This is a genomic window from Sphingomonas cannabina (assembly GCF_021391395.1).
In the GTDB taxonomy this organism is placed as follows: Bacteria; Pseudomonadota; Alphaproteobacteria; order Sphingomonadales; family Sphingomonadaceae; genus Sphingomonas; species Sphingomonas cannabina.
The window spans coordinates 3,497,154-3,517,335 of record NZ_CP090059.1; the positions used below are offsets into that span (position 1 = coordinate 3,497,154).

17 protein-coding genes and 1 tRNA gene are annotated in these 20,182 nt (G+C 67.2%); 8 read left to right on the forward strand and 10 right to left on the reverse strand.

Annotated elements, in window-relative coordinates:
- Window positions 1–63: 63 nt before the first annotated feature.
- The 3 genes from LZK98_RS16555 to LZK98_RS16565 all read left to right on the forward strand — a co-directional run bounded on the left by LZK98_RS16555 (window position 64) and on the right by LZK98_RS16565 (window position 4,024).
- Complete coding sequence (locus LZK98_RS16555) at window positions 64–648, forward strand: TetR/AcrR family transcriptional regulator (protein WP_233783626.1); 585 nt, start codon at window positions 64–66, stop codon at window positions 646–648.
- 227 nt (window positions 649–875) lie between these two features.
- Window positions 876–1,745, forward strand: a complete 870-nt coding sequence (gene thiL, locus LZK98_RS16560) for a thiamine-phosphate kinase (RefSeq protein ID WP_233783627.1) — start codon at window positions 876–878, stop codon at window positions 1,743–1,745.
- A gap of 113 nt (window positions 1,746–1,858) precedes the next feature.
- Window positions 1,859–4,024: a sodium-translocating pyrophosphatase gene (locus LZK98_RS16565; RefSeq protein ID WP_233783628.1), complete on the forward strand. Its 2,166-nt coding sequence runs from the start codon at window positions 1,859–1,861 to the stop codon at window positions 4,022–4,024.
- 82 nt (window positions 4,025–4,106) lie between these two features.
- Here the strand turns inward: LZK98_RS16565 and LZK98_RS16570 are convergent, their stop codons facing one another.
- Entirely contained in the window at window positions 4,107–4,391 is a 285-nt protein-coding gene (locus LZK98_RS16570; RefSeq protein ID WP_233783629.1) for a hypothetical protein, read from the reverse strand.
- Window positions 4,392–4,682: 291 nt separating this feature from the next.
- Here LZK98_RS16570 and infA point away from each other — a divergent pair, with 291 nt between their 5' ends.
- The 5 genes from infA (at window position 4,683) to LZK98_RS16595 (ending at window position 6,728) form a co-directional block, all read left to right on the forward strand.
- Entirely contained in the window at window positions 4,683–4,931 is a 249-nt protein-coding gene (gene infA / locus LZK98_RS16575) for a translation initiation factor IF-1 (protein WP_097063066.1), read from the forward strand.
- Window positions 4,928–5,509 (forward strand): Maf family protein, encoded by a 582-nt coding sequence (locus LZK98_RS16580; RefSeq protein ID WP_233786621.1) that lies wholly within the window; start codon window positions 4,928–4,930, stop codon window positions 5,507–5,509. Before infA ends, LZK98_RS16580 begins: the two co-directional genes overlap by 4 nt.
- Window positions 5,502–6,458 carry a ribonuclease gene (locus LZK98_RS16585; protein ID WP_233783630.1) on the forward strand — a complete coding sequence of 319 codons (957 nt, stop codon included), beginning with the start codon at window positions 5,502–5,504 and terminating at the stop codon, window positions 6,456–6,458. Before LZK98_RS16580 ends, LZK98_RS16585 begins: the two co-directional genes overlap by 8 nt.
- A complete protein-coding gene (locus LZK98_RS16590) occupies window positions 6,436–6,621 on the forward strand; it encodes a DNA gyrase inhibitor YacG (protein ID WP_233783631.1) in 186 nt (61 codons plus the stop codon). The genes LZK98_RS16585 and LZK98_RS16590 overlap by 23 nt, the downstream gene beginning before the upstream one ends.
- 31 nt (window positions 6,622–6,652) lie before the next feature.
- A tRNA-Phe gene (locus LZK98_RS16595) sits at window positions 6,653–6,728 on the forward strand.
- A 190-nt stretch (window positions 6,729–6,918) separates the two neighbouring features.
- On the opposite strand, the gene LZK98_RS16600 is transcribed toward LZK98_RS16595, so the two are convergent.
- From LZK98_RS16600 to LZK98_RS16640, 9 genes are all read right to left on the reverse strand, one after another.
- Complete coding sequence (locus LZK98_RS16600) at window positions 6,919–7,917, reverse strand: 4-hydroxyproline epimerase (RefSeq protein WP_233783632.1); 999 nt, start codon at window positions 7,915–7,917, stop codon at window positions 6,919–6,921.
- 9 nt (window positions 7,918–7,926) lie between these two features.
- A complete protein-coding gene (locus LZK98_RS16605) occupies window positions 7,927–8,856 on the reverse strand; it encodes a dihydrodipicolinate synthase family protein (protein ID WP_233783633.1) in 930 nt (309 codons plus the stop codon).
- 90 nt (window positions 8,857–8,946) lie between these two features.
- A complete protein-coding gene (locus LZK98_RS16610; RefSeq protein WP_233783634.1) occupies window positions 8,947–9,348 on the reverse strand; it encodes a hypothetical protein in 402 nt (133 codons plus the stop codon).
- 143 nt (window positions 9,349–9,491) lie between these two features.
- Window positions 9,492–12,242, reverse strand: coding sequence for a TonB-dependent receptor (locus tag LZK98_RS16615; RefSeq protein ID WP_233783635.1), 2,751 nt, complete (start codon window positions 12,240–12,242; stop codon window positions 9,492–9,494).
- 249 nt (window positions 12,243–12,491) lie between these two features.
- Window positions 12,492–14,048, reverse strand: coding sequence for a family 43 glycosylhydrolase (locus LZK98_RS16620; RefSeq protein ID WP_233783636.1), 1,557 nt, complete (start codon window positions 14,046–14,048; stop codon window positions 12,492–12,494).
- A complete protein-coding gene (locus LZK98_RS16625) occupies window positions 14,038–15,804 on the reverse strand; it encodes a DUF885 domain-containing protein (protein WP_406693395.1) in 1,767 nt (588 codons plus the stop codon). Before LZK98_RS16625 ends, LZK98_RS16620 begins: the two co-directional genes overlap by 11 nt.
- 20 nt (window positions 15,805–15,824) lie before the next feature.
- Window positions 15,825–16,847 carry an Ldh family oxidoreductase gene (locus tag LZK98_RS16630; RefSeq protein ID WP_319937509.1) on the reverse strand — a complete coding sequence of 341 codons (1,023 nt, stop codon included), beginning with the start codon at window positions 16,845–16,847 and terminating at the stop codon, window positions 15,825–15,827.
- Window positions 16,844–19,213: a glycoside hydrolase family 127 protein gene (locus tag LZK98_RS16635; protein ID WP_233783637.1), complete on the reverse strand. Its 2,370-nt coding sequence runs from the start codon at window positions 19,211–19,213 to the stop codon at window positions 16,844–16,846. The genes LZK98_RS16630 and LZK98_RS16635 overlap by 4 nt, the downstream gene beginning before the upstream one ends.
- Before the next feature lie 182 nt (window positions 19,214–19,395).
- Window positions 19,396–20,142, reverse strand: a complete 747-nt coding sequence (locus LZK98_RS16640; protein WP_319937510.1) for a FadR/GntR family transcriptional regulator — start codon at window positions 20,140–20,142, stop codon at window positions 19,396–19,398.
- Between the last annotated feature and the right edge of the window lie 40 nt (window positions 20,143–20,182).

Here is a 20,182-nt window from a genome sequence, read left to right on the forward strand (position 1 = left end):
TAGGCGATAGGATGATTGTCGTGCCCATTGCAAGCGATTACCTACCTATCGGAAGGTAGAAACATGGAACCAGCGCGATCCACGGCCGAGCAGATCGTCGATGAAGGCCGGCGCCTCATCATGACGCGGGGATATAACGGCTTCAGCTATGCCGACGTCGCCGCCGCGATCGGCATCCGGAAGGCGAGCATCCACCACCACTTCGCGGCCAAGAGCGACCTGGCGAAAGCTGTCGTGGAACAGTCGCGCGCTGTGATCCGCGCACAGGTCGAGCAGTTGGCGAATGTTGAACCCGAAGCCGCCGCGCAGCTTCGTGCCTATGTGACCTATTGGGAGCGCTGCATCGCCGATGACTCGGCGCCGTTCTGCGTGGCCGCGATGCTCGCCGCCGAGCTGCCGAGCCTGCCGGACGATCTCGTCGTCGTCGTCAGGGCGCATTTCGCCGAGCTGACGGGATGGTTGACGCGCATCCTGGCCCTGGGCGTCCGCCAGGAGAGCGTATCGCTCGTCCGGCCGCCTGCGGAAGAAGCGGATGCCTTCATGTCCGCCGTCTATGGGGCGATGCTGTCGGCCCGCGCGTTCGGCGATCCCGAACGGTTCGCGGTGATCACCGAGACGTTGCTGTCGCGCATTGTCCCACTTCACTAGGGCGGCCCCATTCAATCCTCCCCCGCCAGGGGGAGGTGTCAGCCGTAGGCTGACGGAGGGGGAGGACGGCGACTCACTATCGACCGGCTTCCGCCCCCTCCGTCACGCTTCGCGTGCCACCTCCCCCTGGCGGGGGAGGATTGAATGTCGATCCATACCAGTAGAACCTGATTGCAGCGGATCACTCACGGCAGACGCCCCCGCCGAACCGGGCTATGTCGTTCGTCATGACCGAAGCCGAGTTCCTCGCCGCGCTGCGCACGCTCCCGCTCCATACCGGCGCGCTGGGTCTGGCTGACGATGCCGCACGCCTCGGCGAACTGGTCATCACCACCGACCTGATCGCCGAGGGCGTCCATTTCCTTCCCGCCGATCCGCCCGGCGACGTCGCCTGGAAGCTGGTGGCGGTGAACCTCTCCGATCTTGCCGCGAAAGGTGCCAGGCCGGAGGGCATCCTGCTCGGCTATCCCCTCGGCGACGAGGCCTGGGATCGCGCCTTCCTCGCCGGCCTGGGCGCGGCGCTCGCCGCCTTCGCCTGCCCGCTGCTGGGCGGCGACACGGTGAAGGTTGCCGGCCCGCGCACCCTGGCACTGACCGCGATCGGCCGGGCCGCCGTTTCTCCGACCCGATCCGGTGCGCGGCCGAGCGATGCGCTCTGGGTGACCGGCACGATCGGCGATGCCGGAATCGGCCTTGCCATTGCGCGGGGGACGGCAGGGCCGCCCGAGTTGCTCCAGCGGTATCGGCGGCCCATTCCTCGCCTCGCCGAGGGCCCAGCGCTCGCGCCGCTCGTCACGGCGATGATGGACGTGTCGGACGGGCTGCTGATCGACGCTGCCCGCATGGCGGCTGCCAGCGGTTGCGCGGTCACGATCGATCTCGCGCACGTTCCGCTGTCGCCGCACCATCCCGGCGACCGCCTCGCCGCCGCCACCGCCGGCGACGATTACGAGCTGCTGTTCGCCCTCCCCGCCGGCACCGAGCCGCCCGTGCCCGCCACCCGCATCGGCGCCTTTGCCGCCGGACGGGGCCTCAGCCTCACCGATCGAGGCAGGCCGATCCCCCTCCCCTCACGCCTTGGGTACGAGCACCTCTGACGGCGCGCTTGCGCTCAGTCGGCTCGCGCCTATACCTTTCTCCTAACGCGCATCCGGCGTCAGACCGGGCAACCCAACGCGCGGCCTTTAGGAAGAGAAGGGGACGTTCGCTTATGACGATCGTTTACGGCGCTATCCTGTGCGGCTTGATTGCCGTGCTCTATGGCCTTTTCACCAGTAGCCAGGTCCTGCGCGCGCCCGCGGGCGACGCCAAGATGCAGGACATCGCCTCCGCCATCCAGGAGGGGGCCAAGGCCTATCTCGGCCGGCAGTACACCACCATCGCCATCGTCGGCGCGATCGTCGCGGTCGTCCTGTTCTTCACCCTCGGCATCCTGTCGACCGTCGCCTTCCTGATCGGCGCCGTGCTGTCGGGCGTCGCCGGCTATGTCGGCATGAACATCTCGGTGCGCGCCAACGTGCGCACCGCCGAGGCGGCGCGCGGCAGCCTGCAGGGCGGCCTCACCCTCGCCTTCCGCTCGGGCGCGATCACCGGGATGCTGGTGGCGGGGCTCGGCCTGCTCGCGATCGCCGGGCTGTTCTGGTACCTGATCGGCCCCGCCGGCCATGCGCCCAACGATCGCCCGATCATCGACGCGCTGACCGCGCTCGCGTTCGGCGCCTCGCTGATCTCGATCTTCGCGCGTCTCGGCGGCGGCATCTTCACCAAGGCGGCCGACGTCGGCGCCGACCTGGTCGGCAAGGTCGAGGCCGGCATTCCCGAGGACGATCCCCGCAACCCCGCCGTGATCGCGGACAACGTCGGCGACAACGTCGGCGACTGCGCGGGCATGGCCGCCGACCTGTTCGAGACCTATGTCGTCACGCTCGGCCTCACCATGGTGTCGATCGCGCTGCTGGTGAAGGCGAGCTCGGCCGAGCTGCTCGCGCTGATGAGCCTGCCGCTGATCGTCGGGGGCGTTTGCATCATCACCTCGATCATCGGCACCTATGCGGTCCGGCTCGGCAACGGCTCGATCATGGGGGCGCTCTACAAGGGCTTCTGGACGACGGTGATCCTGGCGGTGCCGGCGATCTACCTCGTCACCAGCTATACGCTCGGCGACATGCATGCCGTTATCGGCGGCGCCGGCTTCCTCGATCCCGCCAGCGAGGGGCTCACCACCGAGGCGGCGCTCGGGCTGGAAGCAGCCGGTCCGAGCTTCACCGGCATGGACCTGTTCTGGTGCATGATGATCGGCCTCGGCGTCACCGGCCTGCTCGTCTGGATCACCGAATATTACACCGGCACCAACTATCGCCCGGTCAAGTCGATCGCCAAGGCATCGGTCACCGGCCACGGCACCAACGTCATCCAGGGCCTCGCCGTCAGCCTCGAATCGACCGCGCTGCCGACGCTGGTGATCGTCGTCGCGGTGGTCGCAACCTATCAGCTCGCCGGCATCATCGGTGTCGCCTTCGCCGCGACCTCGCTGCTGGCGCTCGCCGGCATGGTGGTGGCGCTCGACGCGTACGGCCCGGTCACCGACAACGCCGGCGGCATCGCCGAGATGGCCGGCCTGCCCGACGACGTGCGCCACAAGACCGACGCGCTCGACGCGGTCGGCAACACCACCAAGGCGGTGACCAAGGGCTATGCGATCGGCTCCGCCGCGCTGGCGGCGCTGGTGCTGTTCGGCGCCTATACGACCGACCTCAAGGAGTTCTTCCCGGACATCACGGTGGACTTCTCGCTGTCGAACCCGTTCGTGATCGTCGGGCTGCTGCTCGGGGCGCTGCTGCCCTATCTGTTCGGTGCCTTCGGCATGACCGCGGTCGGCCGCGCTGCCGGATCGGTGGTGGAGGACGTGCGCGAGCAGTTCCGCTCGAACGCCGGCATCATGGAGGGCACCAGCCGTCCCAACTATGCCCGCACCGTCGACATCGTCACCCGCGCCGCGATCAAGGAGATGATCGTGCCGTCGCTGCTGCCGGTGCTGAGCCCGATCCTGGTCTATTTCCTGATCACCGCGGTCGCCGGCCAGGGCCAGGGCTTCGCGGCGCTGGGTGCAATGCTGCTCGGCGTGATCGTGTCCGGCCTGTTCGTCGCCATTTCGATGACCTCGGGCGGCGGCGCGTGGGACAATGCCAAGAAGTACATCGAGGACGGCAATTACGGCGGCAAGGGCTCCGACGCGCACAAGGCGGCGGTGACCGGCGACACGGTGGGCGATCCCTACAAGGACACCGCCGGCCCGGCGGTCAATCCGATGATCAAGATCACCAACATCGTCGCGCTGCTGCTGCTCGCGGCGCTGGCGGCCCACGCAGCGGGCTGATCCGCTCCGGCGATGCGAAAGGCCCGCCCGGAGCGATCCGGGCGGGCCTTTTCATTGGGACGATTGAAGGCCGACGGCGACGTCAGTTCGCCGCGACCTTCGCTGCATCCGCACGCGCCGAGAACTTCACGCCCTCGGCCGCCCAGGCCTCGCGGGTCTTGCAGGTGCGCGGCTTCATGATCGAGCCGGTCGTGACCTCCTTCGCGATCAGGCAGATCTTGTCGCCCTGGGTCTTCACGTCGAATTTGGAGGATACCGACTCCTCCTTGTCGCGCGCCATCGCCGGCGCGGCCGCCGCGGCGATGCAGAGGGTGGCGGCGATCCCGGCGGCAAGGGCGGCACCGAACGGACGAAGTGAAACGGACATGGAAACCTCCTCGAACTGAACGCTCGGGCTCGTCGCCCGCGTCCAACGAGGTGCATCCCCCGTGCCAAGTGCCTCCACTTACACAAATTCAATCACTTAACCGAATGAGCCAAGCAATTTCGGCCAAGCCTTGGCGCCGATCGCCGGTTTCTCACATCCGGACCTGAACGGAAACGGACGCATGCTGTCCGGACGCGGACAGTCCACCTTGCCGCCAAGTCCCTTCGCCGCTTTCCTTTTTGCCGTTCAGGGAGTAAGGGGCGCCACCCGTTTGCACCCAAGAGGTTTTGTTTGGCCAAGGAAGAACTGCTCGAAATGCGCGGCCAGGTGGTCGAGCTCCTGCCCAATGCGATGTTCCGCGTGCGGCTGGAGAATGATCACGAAATTCTCGGCCACACCGCCGGCAAGATGCGCAAGAACCGCATCCGCGTGCTCGTCGGCGACGAAGTGCTGGTCGAGCTCACTCCCTATGACCTGACCAAGGGCCGCATCACCTATCGCTTCATGCCCGGCCGCGGCGGGCCCGGGCCGCAATCCTGAGCGAACCGCCCGCACTCGTTCTCGCCTCCACTTCGCCGCGCCGGCTCGAGCTGCTCGCGCGGCTCGGCATCGCGCCGGCCCGGCTCGCCGCGCCCGACATCGACGAGACGCCGCTCAAGGGCGAGCTGCCCAAACCCTACGTCCTGCGCCTCGCCGAGGCCAAGGCCCGCGCGGTCGAACGCACGCCGGACGAGATCGTCCTCGCCGGCGACACCACCGTCGCCGTCGGCCGACGCATCCTGGAGAAGCCGCGCGACGAAGCGGACCTCCGCCGGATGCTCGGCCTGCTCTCCGGCCGGCGCCACGCCTGTTTCTCGGCGGTCTGCGTGATCGACCGCGAGGGCCGCGCGCGGCTGCGCGTCTCGCAGACCGTCGTCGCCTTCAAGCGCCTCAGCGACGCCGAGATCGACTGGTATGTCGCCAGCGGCGAAGGCATGGGCAAAGCGGGCGGCTATGCCATCCAGGGCCGCGCCGAGGCGTTCGTGCGCTTCCTGTCCGGCAGCCATTCGGGCGTGGTCGGCCTGCCCGTCTATGAGACGCGCGCGCTGCTCAGTGCCGCGGGCTATCCGCTTGGCTGAGTGGCTGGTCGAGGCCGGCATCGGCGAAACCCGCGCCGTGCTGGTCGAGGGCGATCGCATCCTGGAAGCACGGATCATTCCCGACGGTGAGCTGATCGCCGGGACGGTGGTGGAGGCGCGCCTCGTCGCCCGTATCCCTGAGCGGGGTCAGGGCATCGTCGCCTGGGACGGGCATGAGGCGCTGGTGTCGCCCCTCCCCGCCGGCGTCACCGAGGGGGCGCTCACCCGCGTCGAGATCGTCCGGCCGGCCATCCCCGAGCCCGGCAAGCCCAAGCGCGCCCGCGCCCGCCCCAGCGATGCCGAGCCCGCACCGGCACCGTCGCTCGACGGGCGCGCGCTGCGGCACACGGACCCCGACCTGCTCGAGGCGGCCGGATGGTCCGAGCTGATCGAGGAGGCCGCCACGGGCGTGGTCGCGTTTCCCGGCGGCGAGCTCCGCATCGCGCTGACACCGGCGATGACGCTGATCGACGTCGACGGCACGCTCGCGTCCGCGCCGCTCGCGATCGCCGGCGCGCGAGCCGCGGCCGAAGCGATCCGCCGCCTCGACATCGCCGGCTCGATCGGCATCGACCTCCCGGGCGGGGCCGACAAGGCCGTGCGCCACGCCGCAGCGGAGGCGATCGACGCCGCACTGCCGCAGCCGTTCGAGCGCACCGCCGTCAACGGCTTCGGCTTCGTCCAGATCGTCCGCCCGCGCCGCCGCCGATCGCTGCCCGAGATTTACGCGATGGAGCCGGCGCCCGCCCATGCCCGCGCGCTCCTCCGCCGCGCCGAGCGCACATCCGGCGCGGGCGCGCGGACGCTCACGGCGCACCCGGCGGTGATCGCCGCGATCGCTCCCGGCTGGCGGGAGGAGCTGGCCCGCCGCCTCGGCACCGAAATCGTCTTGCGCGAGGACGCGTCGCTCACCATGTCCGGCGGGCATGTCCAGGCCCAATTCGCATGATCTCTGCCCGCTGTGCGGCAAGCCGACCGATCCCGGGCTCGCGCCCTTCTGCAGCCAGGGCTGCCGCGACCGCGACCTGCTGAACTGGCTCGGCGAGGGCTATCGCCTGCCGGGCCCGCCGGTCGATCCGGCGGGGCTAGACAGCCCCGAAAGCCGCGACTAAAGGCGACGCTCCTTCGCGGCACGCCGTGAATGCCCAGGTAGCTCAGTTGGTAGAGCATGCGACTGAAAATCGCAGTGTCGGTGGTTCGATCCCGCCCCTGGGCACCATCTTCCTGAAACCATCCTATTCGGATCGAAACAGCTTCGGTGCTCCTGCAAAGGCAGGAGCTCAGGCCGCGAGCGACACGTTCATGATCCAGCGCTCCTGCCTCCGCAGAAGCACGAAGGTGCGCCAATCTCAGCAGGCGGCGACCCGCGCGACGCTACGCGGGGGCGAGACACTCCGACATCCGCGGCGTCATTTTACCTGGAAGCCGGCCCAGAACGGGTCCGCGCGGTCGATCCAGATCGTGTTGAATCCGGTGGCAATCGCCGAGCCTTCGATCGAAGGGATAATCGCCGGTTGGTCGCTCAGCGTCACCGCCTGCTCGATGCGGCCGACGAAGCGGCTGCCGATATAGCTTTCGTGGACGAACCGGTCGCCGACCGCGAGCCGGCCCGTTGCCGCCAGATGCGCCAGCCGCGCCGAGGTGCCGGTGCCGCACGGGCTGCGATCGATCGCCTTGTCGCCGTAGAAGACGGCGTTGCGGCCGTCGGCGCCCTCGCCCTTCGGCCGGTCGGCCCAGAGGATATGGCTGACCCCGCGGATCGTCGGATCGAGCGGATGGACGGGCTCGAACGTCTCGCGGATGGCGGCGCGGATGCGGCCGCTCAAGTCGACGAGCCTCGACGCGCCCATGTCGTCGAGGCCGGTATAGGCGCCCTGCGGCTCGATGATCGCGTAATAGTTGCCGCCATAGGCGACGTCGATCGACAATGGGCCGATCCCTTCCACGTCCACGACGATGCCGCGCGCCGCGACATATGCCGGGACGTTGGTGATGCGGACCGATGTCACCTTCTCGCCGGCGGTTTCATAGGCGATGTCGATGACGCCGGCGGGCACTTCGATGCGGAGATTTCCCGGCGTCGCCGGCTGGATGAGCCCGTGCTCGAGGCCGAAGGTGACGATGCCGATCGTGCCGTGGCCGCACATCGGCAGGCAGCCGCTGGTCTCGATGAACAGGATGCCGATGTCGTTTTCGGGCTGCGTCGGCGGATAGAGGAATCCGCCCGACATCATGTCGTGCCCGCGCGGTTCGAAGCACAGGCCGGTGCGGATCCAGTCGAAGCGGGCGAGAAAATCCTGCCGCCGCTCGGACATCGAGCCGCCCTTCAGCAGCGGTGCCCCGCCCGCCACCAGGCGGACGGGATTGCCGGCGGTGTGGCCATCGATGCAGAAGAAGGTGTGGCGCATCGTCGTGCGTCAGGCCGCCGCTTCCGCCGCCACGGCCGCGGCGGACAGGTCCGGCCGCGTCGCCGCCGCCTTCTCGACCATGGCGATCACCTGCGCGCGGCGCTCGCCCTGCAGCACCAGGCGCGGCGGCAGCACGCGCTCGGACCCGCGGCCCATCACCTGCTCGGCCAGCTTGATCGACTGGACCAGGTCGTGCTCGGCATCGAGATGCAGCAGCGGCATGAACCAGCGGTAGATTTCCAGCGCCTTGGCATGGTCGCCGCGCTCGAAGGCGGCGACGAGCTCGACTGATTCCTTCGGGAAGGCGTTGGTGAGGCCCGACACCCAGCCCTGCGCGCCGAGGTACAGGCTCTCCAGCGCGACGTCGTCGAGGCCGGCGAACAGCGTGTAGCGGTCGCCGAACGCGTTGCGGAAATCGGTGAAGCGGCGGGTGTCCGGCGCCGATTCCTTGACCGCGACGATGTTCTTCACGTCGATCAGCGCGGTCAGCACTTCGGCACCGATCACCGTGCGATAGGCCGGCGGGTTGCTGTAGAGCATGATCGGCAGGCCGGTCTGATCGGCCACGCCCTTGAAATGCGCGACCAGCTCGTGCGGCTTGGGCACATAGACCATCGGCGGCAGCAGCATCAGGCCGTCGGCGCCAGCCTTCTCGGCCGCCTGCGCGTAGCGGACGGCGCGGCGCGTGTCATACTCCGACACGCCGGTGATCACCGGAACGCGCCCCGCCACCACCTCGACGATCGCGGAGAGTACCGACACCTTTTCGGCATATTCCAGGGAATTGTTCTCGCCGACCGTGCCCAGCGCGATCACGCCGGTCACGCCGTCGCGGATCAGATCGTCGACGACGCGCTGCGTGTCGGCGAGATCGATCGACAGATCCTCGCGCAGCTGCGTGGTGACTGCCGGAAATACGCCCTTCCAACCAATTGCCATGATGCTCTACCTGCGTTCTTGTTTATCAAATATCGTATACGATATTACCAACGCATGCACAAGAGGGCTTCCGCACCGCAGCAATGATTTTTACCACACAGGATCCGGTGGAATCGGATCGTCCAGGTCACCGGCGAAGGGCTGCAGGTGATCGATCACGCAGCGCGGACCGGGAATCTGGGTCGGCGTCGTCCGCGATTGGACCTTGTCCCCTTCGCAATAGCCGGCCCCGGTGGTCTCGATCGCGACGATCGAGAAGCGGTTGAGGCCGGGACACTCACCGCCCTTGAACACCGCGATATAGGATTGCCGGCGGTCGGGCTGGCCGCGGAAGTAGAGGCGGCCGTCGTCCCGCACGACCGGCGCCGCGACCAAGCCCTGGGGCACACAGCGCCTGGCTCGCGCCGCGTCCTCCCGTGCCGCAGCCGGGCCGACGGCAAGCAGCAGCGATAGGATCAGGGTGGTATTCCTCAGTATGGATTCCCGGGACATGGATTACCTCCCAAAGAAAATGATCGTCCCCAAGATCGCCGGTATGGATGGTAGGACGATATGCGTAGCCTTCAAACGAAAAGAGCCACGGCGTCTTGCGCCATGGCTCCTTTCATCATGCCGCCGCCGTGCCGGCGATCGCCTCAGAACCGGAAACGGACACTGCCTTGCACCGTCCGCGCCAGGGTACGGACACCCAGCGGCAGCAGATTCTGCTGACCGAAATAGCGATAGACATCGTTGCCGAGCAGGTTCGTCCCTTCGAGGGAAAAGGTCATGAACTTGACGGGAGTGTAGTTGATCGCCGCGTCGAGCCGATAGGTATCGTCGTTGTACCAGGAATATTCCGGATTGTCGGTCCACACCCACAGGCGATAAGGGGAGCGATAATTGAACGCGACGCGCGTGCTGAACTTCGGCGTATCATAATAAAGAGCCGCGTTGGCCGTCCACTTCGAAGTATCGACAGAATCGAACGCACCCGGAAAATCCTCGGGATAGGGATATTCGACGCGAGCGCGGATGATGCGAGTCACATTCAAGCTGGCGCCGAAGTTCTTCCAGAAGCCCGGCAGGAAATCGAAGAAGCTCTGAACCGCGGCCTCCGCGCCGATGAACTCGCCATCGCCGGCGTTACGCTGTTGGGCGACGGTGCCGCTGCGGCCGGGTAGCCCATAGGCGGCAAGATCGTCCACGATTTCGGCGCTATAGTAGGTCCAGTTGGTGACCTTCTTGTAGTATCCCGCCAGCGACGCGGACCCGGCGCGACCGAAATAATGTTCCAGGCTGCCGTCGATCGCCCATTCCTTCTGCGCCTTCAGATCGGGATTGCCGGCATCGACGCGCGGGTTCGCGGCATTGGGATCGACGAAATAGAAGGGACGAAGATCGTAGAAGCTCGGCCGCGAGACATTGGTGGTGTAGGACAGGCGGAGCTGGGTCTTGGAATCGAAGTGCAGCGTGCTCGTGACGCTGGGCAGATAATCCATGAAATTGCCGCGGCCGGTCGCCTGTTCGATGATCAGCGCATTTTCCGGGGCGGGGGAGATGCGATAGTTGAAACTGTTCGACACGCCCCAGGTATTGACCGCGCGCAAACCGATGACGCCATCGATCGGGAAGCCGACATCCAGTCCGTAGTTGAGCTGCGCATAGGCGGCAAAAGTGTTTTCGGTCGACCGGAACGTCTGCCCCTGATCGCTCGGCGGCAGTTCGCTCGCGAAACGCTCCGCATTCCCCGGATCGGTTACCTGGATATACTCGCGGACCGCGGTGATGTTGGCGAGCAGCACCGGGCCGGGAATGCGATACCATTGCGGCGATCCGTCGAGGTCCGGACCGATCATCGCCGCCTGATCGCCCCCCGGCAGAGCCGTGAGCGGAGCAGCCACGCCATTGACGCGCGGAAAACCGTCGCGATAGCCGTAGTAGCGGTCGACCTTGCGCCGGTTGTAACGCACGCCGGCCTGCAGCGAACGCAGGAAGCTGTCATTGCTCAGCGTCAGCGTCAGGTCGGCCTGGGTCGCGAACTCCTTGTTCTTGGAGTCGCCGGCATTGTCCTGGAAGCGATCGACGCCGTAGACCGAGACATCGTCGAGATCGACGCCGTTGAGGGTGATCGACGGGATCGGCCGCGAATAATTGTTCGAGACGAAGTCGATCGTCGCCGAGGCCAGATTCTGCGGGCGCAGGATCTGCTGGACGAAATAATAGCTGTCATTGCTCCAGTTGTACTGCGCGCCGAAGTGGAGCTGCGCCCGGTCGCCCTTCCAGTTCGCCTCGAAGTTCGTGGTGTAGAGGTTGGATTCGAGCGAGTTGTAAGTGCCTTCGATATAGGCCCGGACACCGTTGGGATCGGCAATGGTCAGCTTGCTGATCGTCTGCCCGTCGGGCATCAATTCGATGCCGCTGAACTGCGTGTTCCATTCGCGATTGAGCGTCCACATCTTGTCGATCGAACGCTTTTCCCGCGAACCGAGGTAGCCGCCCTCCAGCACGAACTCCAGTTTGTCCGAAGGTTTCCATTGGAGCACGACGTTGACCGAGGGGCGCGTGACATGCCCGCTCTCCAGCCCATATTGGGTGCGATAGGGGATGACGATGTTCCGCAGGTTGGCGGGAAGATTGTATAGGGGACTGTTCGGATCCGCCTCGCAGCAGACGGTATCCGGCGATTCGCTCTCGACGTAGTTTTCCCGGTAGAAGGTCTTGGTCCACGATCCGTTGACCAGAAAGCCCAGTTCGCCGATCCCCGTCTCGAAACGGTCTCCGACAAGAAGGCTGCCGTAGGGACTGACCTTTTTCGCGAATTCGTCATAGGCGCCACGTGCGCTGCCCGCGATCGTCCATCCCTTCTTGAGGTCCAGCGGGCGCCGCAGCTCGACATTGACGGTTCCGGCAACGCCGCCTTCCACCTGATCGGCCGTGCGCGTCTTGTAGACCTCGACGGATTTCAGCAGCTCGGCGGGAATATCGGCGAGGTTGAGCGAGCGCTCCGTCCCCAGGTTGGTGTTGTTGCCGTTGATCGTCGTCTGCACCTGGCTGAGGCCGCGGATGGTGACGCTCTGCCCCTGCCCGCGCTCGCGATCGATCTGCACGCCGGTCACGCGTGAGAGCGCCTCGGGTACATTGTTGTCCGGCAACTTGCCGGCGTCTTCCGCGACGACGGAATCGACGATCTGCTTGGCGTTCTTCTTCTTGGTCGAAGCCGCCTCGACGCTGCCGCGGACGCCGATCACGAGGATGTCCGACGCGTTCCCTTCCTGGTCGGACGGCAGCGTAGCAGTCTGGTCTGATGAATCGGAGGCCACTTGCGCCAATGCCATCGGCGAGATCGAGGCGAGCGCGAAGACCGGCAGCGCGGTCGACATCCTGAGCAGCGTAAGTGACTTCATCCCCAAACCCCCCTTTTGTTTTTCGGGTCAAACGCCCTACTTTATATCGTATACAAACTATATTATTCTGAGGGAGTCAACAGGGTTGTCACGGAGGGGAAACAAGTGGAGGTGGCGGCTCCGCCCGGTTCGGACAAAGCGGACTCGTGCTCCTGCGAAGGCAGGAGCGTTGGATCGCGGGCACATCGCTCGCGGCCTGGCTCCTGCCTTCGCAGGAGCACTCTGCTTCTATCTGAAGGGGGGTAGAAGCTAGCCGCAGGATGCGGGCGGCTGCTTCCCTTGCTCTCGTATCATCGGCTCGCGAGCGGCGGGCGCCAGCACTTCCCATTCCTGGACCGCGAGGGCGGCGTTGGTCTTGCCGTCGCTCGAAGCGGTCATGACCGCGCGCAGGCAGCGCGTCCTGAGCGGAGGGAAGGTCACCGTCTGGAACGTGCCCGGCGTGGTGCCATAAGCGCCGGCCCCCGGCACCGGCTTCCAGCCGCGATCCCAATATTCGAGGTGCCAGTGCGCCGGCGGCGCCACTCCGATCCCCGATCCCGCCGGCTGGTCGTTCCAGAACCAGATGCGCGACCCGTCGATCGTCACCGGCCGGTTCCAGCGATATTCGATCCACTGGCTGCGGGGATTGTTCGCGGTCCAGCTGCCCCACATGTCGGGCGGCAGCGGCGCGGCCTTGGTGATGCCGTCGTTCAGCGCCTTGATCCAGAACTGCACCGGCACCGGATCGTTGGACGCGGTCGCGAAGGCGGCGCGGGCGATGTTGCGGGTGACGCCAAGCGGCGGCCGCGGGCGCGGCGTGGGCACCACCAGGCGGATCGCGGCGGGCGTCACGCTGTCGTCCCACTCCATCCGGTCGAGCGCGACGCTGCGCCGGAAATGGCCACCGTCCTTCGCATCGGCGGTGTGATAGGCGAGATACCACTGGCCATTGTATTCCACCGCCCCGGCATGGGAGGTGGTGGAGGACACCGGCTTCAGCACGACGCCGCGATAGGTCCACGGCCCCATCGGCGACGGCGCGGTGCCGTAGGCGATGCAGGCGTGATAGAGCGCCGGCGTGCAGTCGGACGCCGGCCCCGCGCGGTTGCCGGCGTAGAGCATGTAGTAGACGCCCTTGCGCTTCATGATCCACGGCGCCTCGAAGAAACCGGTCAGGCCCTCGATGACCTGCTCGGGGCCCTTGGGGGTGATCATGTCGCGTTCGAGCTCGATGCCGCGCAGCCGACCGAAGGTGCCCCAGTAGAGATAGACCCGGCCATCGTCGTCGATCAGCACGGTGGGATCGATATTCTGGATGTCGTTGCGCACCGGCACGCGCTGCGAGACGATCGGGCCGGAGGGGTGCGCGTCGCGCCACGGCCCGGCCGGATTGTCGGCGACGGCGACGCCGATCGCGAAACGGTCCGGCGCGTCGCTGTCCTTCTCCAGCACCGGCGCGTAGAGATAATAGCGCCGGTCCGGCCCCTGCACGATCTGCCCGGCATAGGCACGGCCGGTCTCCGCCCAGGCGAACACCTGCTCCGGCCGCGCGACGGCGGGATAGTGCAGCCACTTGCCCGACGCCGGGTCGTCGGTCCTGAGCAGCTGCCATTCGTTCATGATGAAGTCGTTGACGTCCGGCGGCGCCTCGTCGCGTCCGGCGAGAATCCACAGCGCGCCGTCCGCGACGAACGGCGCGGGATCGGTCGAATAATAGTCGCCGTCGGCGAGGATCGGGTTGCCCGGCGCGATGATCGCGCGCGGTTCCTGCGCCACGCCGGCGGCCGCCATCCCCGCGAGCAGAAGCGGCGCCAGCCTATTCCTCATCGGGATAGGGGCCCTTTCCGCCGTCGGCGATCAGCCGGTCGACGCGCTGGTCGATCACCGGCAGCGGCACCCCGCCCAGCTCGAGCACGGCATCGTGGAAGGCGCGGATGTTGAACCTGGGCCCCAGCGCCTTCTCCGCCTTCCGGCGCGCGTCGAGGAAGGCGAGCTCGCCCATGTAATAGGAGAGCGCCTGCCCCGGCCAGGCGATGTAGCGGTCGACCTCGGTCTCGATCTCGTGGTCGGCGAGCGCGGTATTGTCGTGGAGATATTGCTGCGCCTGCTCGCGCGTCCAGCCCATCGCGTGAATGCCGGTGTCCACCACCAGCCGCGACGCCCGCCATGCCTGGTAGCTCAGCATGCCGAAACGGTCGTAGGGCGTCTCGTACATGCCCATGTCCTCGCCCAGTGCCTCGCAATAGAGCGCCCAGCCCTCGCCATAGGCCGACACATAGGTGTCGCGGCGGAAGGCCGGCAGGTCCTTGTTCTCGGCGGCCAGCGGCATCTGCATCGCGTGGCCCGGCGCGCTCTCGTGCAGCGTCAGCGCGACCTGGGAATAGAGCGGCCGCGCCGGCAGGTTGTAGGTGTTGACGAGGTAGATGCCCGGCCCGCCGCGCCCGCCGGTGTAGAAGGGCGCGATGTCGTCGGGCACCGGCCGGATCGCGAAGCGGCTGCGCGGCAGGCGGCCGAAGAACTGCGACGCCTTGCCGTCGAAAGTCTTGGCGATCCACGCCGCACGGTAGAGCAGCTCCTGCGGCGTCTTGGCATAGAAGCGCGGATCGGTGCGCAGGAAGGTGAGGAACGCCGGCAAATCGCCCTTGAAGTCGACCTGCTTCATGACCTCGGCCATCTGGCCGCGGATGCGCGCCATCTCGGCAAGGCCGATCCGATGGATCTCCTCCGGGCTCTTGTCGAGCGTCACGAATTCACGGATCTTCGAGCGGTAATAGGCCTTGCCGTCGGGCAGCTCGTAGGCGGCGAGTGTCGTGCGCGCGCCGGGGATATATTCTGTCCTGAGGAACGCCAGCAGCTTGGCATGGGCGGGCACCACCGCCTGGGTGATCGCGTCGCGCGCCTCGCCGCGCAGCGCTGCCTGGGTCGCGGCGGGGATGGTCGGCGGCAGCATCTTGAACGGCGCGTAGAAGGGAGATTCCTCCGCGCTCTTCGCATTCGCCACCAGCGCGACGCCGGCATCGCGGCCCTTCAGCGTCACCTGCGGCACGGTGAAGCCGCGCTTGAGGCCCGCGCGCATGTTGGCGATCTGCTGGTCGAAATAGCGGGGAATCTCGCGCAGCATCGCGATGTAGCGCCGGGCGTCCTCCTCGGTGCGGAAGGTGTCGCGTGCGCCTTCGGCCAGTTCCCCCCAGAAGCTGGAGTCGGCGTTCAGCGGCTTCTCGTACTCGCGGTAGCGCTGGGCGGCGAGCAGGGCGTCGATCTGTGCCTTGTAGACCGCGAAGTTGACGCGGTTGGCCGGGGACAGCCGGTTCACGTCGACCCCTGCGAGCTGCTTCTCCACCGCCTCCCAGCGCGCGAGTCGGGCGGCCTGCGCCTCCGGGCCGACGTCGGGGAGCGACGGTTGCTTGTCCTTGGGGCCGTCCTCGCTCGGCCCGGATTGCTTGAGGCGCCAGTCATATTCGGCGGTGTAGATCGCCTTGAACGCCTCGTCGGCGGATTGCGCGGCCGGTTTCTGGGCAGGCGCCGGGGCGGTCCAGATTGCGATTGCTACACCGGCAAGCAGCCAGCGACCCGATATCGTCACGCTCCGTCCCCTTCCTCAATCTAAGCCTTCAGCAACGCCGATATGTCGCGATGGAGCTGCGCCGGAATCCGCACGCCCTCCGTCTCCGACCGGACCCGCGCGGCATAGCGGCGCGCGGACGGCAGGCGCGCGCCCTGTCCCTCGATCGCCTCGAACATCGCCTCGGCGCGGCGCAGGTGGTCCTCCAGGCCCGCGCCCAGGAAACCCGAGGGATCGATCGCGATCACCAGCTCGCCGCCGATCGGCGATCCCATGCGCCCCTGGTCGGCAGCGATCGATTCCGCGCTGGTCATGTCGCCGATCAGCGGCCCGGCGATCAGCTCGACCATCGCCGCCAGCGCCGATCCCTTGTGCCCGCCGAAGGTCCGCATCGCCCCGTTCAGCACCGCGACGGGATCGGTCGACGGATTGCCGGCGTCATCGTAGCCCCAGTCGGGCGGGATCGGCTTGCCGGCGCGGCGATGGAGCTCGATCTCGCCGCGCGCGACCGCGCTGGTGGCGAAGTCGAACACGAACGGCGGCTTGCCCGGCCGCGGCCAGCCGAAGGCGATCGGATTGGTGCCGAACACCGGTTTCGTCCCGCCCTCCGGCGCGACCCAGGCGTGGCTGGGGGTGAAGGCGAGCGCGGCGAGGCCCTCCCCCGCCAGCGCCTCGACCTCCGGCCACAACGCGGCGAAATGGACGACGTTGTTGAGCGCCAGCGCGGCGATGCCGAACCGCCGCGCCTTCTCGACCAGTAGCGGCTTGCCCTGCTCGAACGGCAGCTGGGCGAAGCCGCCGCCGCCGTCGACGCGGACCAGCGCCACGGCTGGCTCCGACAGCACCGGGACCGCATCCGGCACGACAACACCCTTCGCGATCGAGTTGGCCGCAACCAGCAGGCGGTAGAGCCCGTGCGACGCGCAGCCGTCGCGCTCGCCCGCGGCCATGGTGCGCGCGACGGCGGCGGCATGGTCGGGTGCAAGGCCCTGCCGCTCCAGCACCGATCGCGCCAGCGCCTCCGCCTCGCCGAGCGTCAGCGTGACATCGCCGTCTCTGCTCACACCGCCGACCCCGGCTTGGCGGTGAACAGGCGGACGCCGAACACCGGGCCGGCCGAGCTGCGATCGTGCGGCACGAACTTCACGCGGACGCTGCTCTTGCCCTTGGTCAGCGCTTCGGGGATCGGATATTCGACGTCGAAGAACTTGCCGGGCCGGTCGTTGGCCAGCGCCTGGGTGGCGAGCTTCACGCCGTCGACCAGGATGTCGAAGCTGCGCTGGCGCTCGCCGCCCCAATAGGTCGCCTGGAGGAGCAGCGGGCCCGGCTTCACTTTCATGGCGAACTCGAAATAGCCGCCGGAGCGGGCATCGCGGCCGTTCCGCCCGCGGTAGGAGACCGGATAGGAGATCTCCGACGTCAGCCCATGGTCGCGCTCGGGCTGCATCTCGCCGAGGTGCATGATATCCACCGATCGGGCGGCGATGTCCTTCTGCCGCGCCTGCTCGGCCAGGAAAGCCGCCTCCTCGGTCTTCCATGCCGCTTCGGAGAAGCGCTTGAAGTAGACCGCGCTGCGCCGCTCGTACTGGCTGTAGAACGGCACGAAGGCGAGGTCCTCCGGCCGGATGATGCCCCGCGTCCGGTAGCGCGGTCGACTCGACACGATCGGGGTGAAGGCGGCGAGCGGGTTCTCGCCCACCATCGCCGGCTCGACGCCGGTCCAGTCCTTCTCGATGGGGCCGAGATCGGCCGCCATCACCAGCGGCCCGCACAGCACCGCCACGGTGTCGTCGGCGCCCGGCGCGGATTCGAGGCGCAGCTCGAGCGGCAGGCGGAGCGTCACCACATCCCCCTTCTTCCAGCGACGCGTGATGACGGCATAGCCGTTCGCCGGGGTGGCGGGGACGCTCTCCCCGTTGACGGCGATCGTCGCGCGGCCGCCGGCCCAGCCGGGGATGCGCAGCGCCAGCGCGAACCGTCCCTGACGCACCGCGTTCAGCGTCAGGCGGACGTCGGGCTCGAACGGATATTCGGTCTCCAGCGACAGCGCGACGCCTTTGGCCTTCCACTCGGCGTCGGCGGGGATGTAGAGGTTCACGAACAGCGTGTCGCCGCCGTCCCAGAAGATCGAATCGCCGTGCTTGGCATGGCTTTCCATCCCCGATCCGACGCAGCACCAGAAAGCGTCCTCGTCGGGCTGCGAATAGCCGCGTGCCGCGCCGCTCATCAGCGGGGTCATGTAGGTGAAGCCGGCGTTGGCCGGGTTCTGCGCCGACATCACATGGTTGAGATGCGCGCGCTCGTAATAGTCGAACAGCGCGCCGTCGGGCTGCCACGAATAGAGGTGCCGCGTCAGCTTGAGCATGTTGTAGGTGTTGCAATGCTCGCAGGTCTGCTCGGTCAGGTGCAGCGCGGTTGAGTCCGGCTCGAAGAAATATTCGCGGTCGGCGTTGCCGCCGATCACGTAGCTGTGATGCTGCGTCACCCGCTCCCAGAAGAAGCGCGCGGCGCGCGCGGGCGCTTCGTTACCGGTCAGTTCGTGGATGCGCGCCAGGCCGATCAGTTTGGGGACCTGCGTGTTGGCGTGGAAGTTGGCGAGCTTGTCCTCGCCGGCGGCCAGCGGATCGAGCACCTTGCGGTCATAGAGGCGCTCGGCGACCTTCAGCCAGCGCGGGTCGCCGGTGCGGGCGTAAAGCTCCGCATAGCTTTCGTTGAGACCGCCGTATTCGCAGCCGAGCAGCTGCTGCATCTGCGCATCGTCGAGTGCGGCGAACACTGTCTCGAAATAGCTGCCGAGGCCGGTCACTACCTCCAGCGCCTTGGCATTGCCCCAGGCGCCGTGGACGTCGAGGAGGCCGGCGAAGATCTTGTGGACCGTATAGAGCGGCGACCAGGAGCCGTTGAGGTCGAAGCCGCCCGACTTGATCTCGCCGCGCATCACCTCGGGGAAGATTTCCTCGCCGTCGACGATCTTGCCGTCCTTGGTCTTGCGGCCCAGCGCGCCGACATAGCCGTCGCTGCGCTTCGCCTGGCACAGCGCCAGCTCGTCGACGATATAGTCGGCGCGGCGGCGGCATTCGGCGTCGCCGGTCTGCTGCCAGGCGAGCACCAGCGCGGTCATGTAATGGCCGAGCGTGTGCCCGGCGATCGTGTCGGACTCCCAGCCGCCGTAGATCGGCGCCTTGGGCTCCAGCCCCGCATATTTGCGGAAATTGTGCAGCAGCCGGTCGGGGCTCAGCGAATGGAGATAGGCGGTGTTGACCTCGACCGCGGTCGCATAGTCCGAGGGGCGCAGGCGCACGTCGGTCAGCGGCAGCGGCTTCGCGCGCGGCGGAATCCCTGGCGCCAGCGCTGCCATGGCGGACGTGGAGACGTTGCAGACAGCCAGCGCGGCAACGCCCGCCATCCATTCGCGGCGACTGGCTTTCATCGCGTCAATAACTCCTATCGAATATCGTATACCATACGATAGGCCGGCTGTCCCGGCTGTCAATCCCGAACTCAGTGTCCCTCTCCCATTGGGAGAGGGAAGGAGCCGCGAAGCGGCGGGAGGGTGAGGGTGACTGTGGTGAGTGAGGTCACCCTCACCCTCCCAAGGGGAGAAGGATGGCCTTACCTCCGCAACACCACCTGCATGTCGGCGAGCGCAAGCTCGATCAGGACGCGCATCGCCTTCTGCGCCTGGCGCGCATTGCGGGCGGCGATCTCCTCGAACAGCTTGCGGTGTTCCGGCATTGGATCGCGAGGCGTCTGCTGCACGCGCTGCTTGATCGTCGTGGTCCAGGCGATCGCCGCCATGATCGAGCTCGAAAGCGCATGGATCATCTCGTTATGCGTCGCTTCCATCAGCAATCCGTGGAACCGCTGGTCGGCCGCGCGCCCCTTCTCGGTCGCGAGCGTCTGGTGCTCCATCGTGTCGAGGGCATTGGCCATGTCGACGAGCTGGTCGTCGCTCCGGCGCAGCGCCGCCATCTCCGCCGCTTGCGGCTCCACCACCATGCGCAGCTCGAACAGGTCGCGCAGGAATTCCTCCGAGGGCCCGGACTGGATCTGCCATCCCAGGACATCGGGATCGAGCAGGCTCCATCGACGCCGTTCGCTGACCCGGGTTCCCGCCTTCGGCCGGCTGGTCACCAGCCCCTTGGCGGTCAGGATCTGAAAAGCCTCGCGCAGGACCGAGCGCGAGACCCCGAGCTGTTCCGCATGTTCGACCTCCGCCGGATAGACATGGCCGACCGGGACGGTGCCGTCGACGATCTGGGTCGCGAGCAGCTGCGCCACCGCTTGGTGGAGTCGCCCCTTTGCCAGGGGCGCCTGCTCGCCGGTCAGGGCACCATTTCGTCCGATCATCCGCTTCATCCAGCTACCTTTTCTCGACCATCCCTTATCACAGGGCACC

Coding starts and splice junctions, on each gene's coding strand:
- LZK98_RS16555 (WP_233783626.1), top strand. CDS start 64: ATGGAACCAGCGCGATCCACGGCCGAGCAGATCGTCGATGAAGGCCGG.
- LZK98_RS16590 (WP_233783631.1), top strand. CDS start 6,436: ATGTCCAGGCCCAATTCGCATGATCTCTGCCCGCTGTGCGGCAAGCCG.
- LZK98_RS16565 (WP_233783628.1), top strand. CDS start 1,859: ATGACGATCGTTTACGGCGCTATCCTGTGCGGCTTGATTGCCGTGCTC.
- thiL (WP_233783627.1), top strand. CDS start 876: ATGACCGAAGCCGAGTTCCTCGCCGCGCTGCGCACGCTCCCGCTCCAT.
- LZK98_RS16610 (WP_233783634.1), bottom strand. CDS start 9,348: ATGTCCCGGGAATCCATACTGAGGAATACCACCCTGATCCTATCGCTG.
- LZK98_RS16570 (WP_233783629.1), bottom strand. CDS start 4,391: ATGTCCGTTTCACTTCGTCCGTTCGGTGCCGCCCTTGCCGCCGGGATC.
- LZK98_RS16635 (WP_233783637.1), bottom strand. CDS start 19,213: ATGAAAGCCAGTCGCCGCGAATGGATGGCGGGCGTTGCCGCGCTGGCT.
- LZK98_RS16605 (WP_233783633.1), bottom strand. CDS start 8,856: ATGGCAATTGGTTGGAAGGGCGTATTTCCGGCAGTCACCACGCAGCTG.
- LZK98_RS16620 (WP_233783636.1), bottom strand. CDS start 14,048: ATGAGGAATAGGCTGGCGCCGCTTCTGCTCGCGGGGATGGCGGCCGCC.
- LZK98_RS16640 (WP_319937510.1), bottom strand. CDS start 20,142: ATGAAGCGGATGATCGGACGAAATGGTGCCCTGACCGGCGAGCAGGCG.
- LZK98_RS16600 (WP_233783632.1), bottom strand. CDS start 7,917: ATGCGCCACACCTTCTTCTGCATCGATGGCCACACCGCCGGCAATCCC.
- LZK98_RS16615 (WP_233783635.1), bottom strand. CDS start 12,242: ATGAAGTCACTTACGCTGCTCAGGATGTCGACCGCGCTGCCGGTCTTC.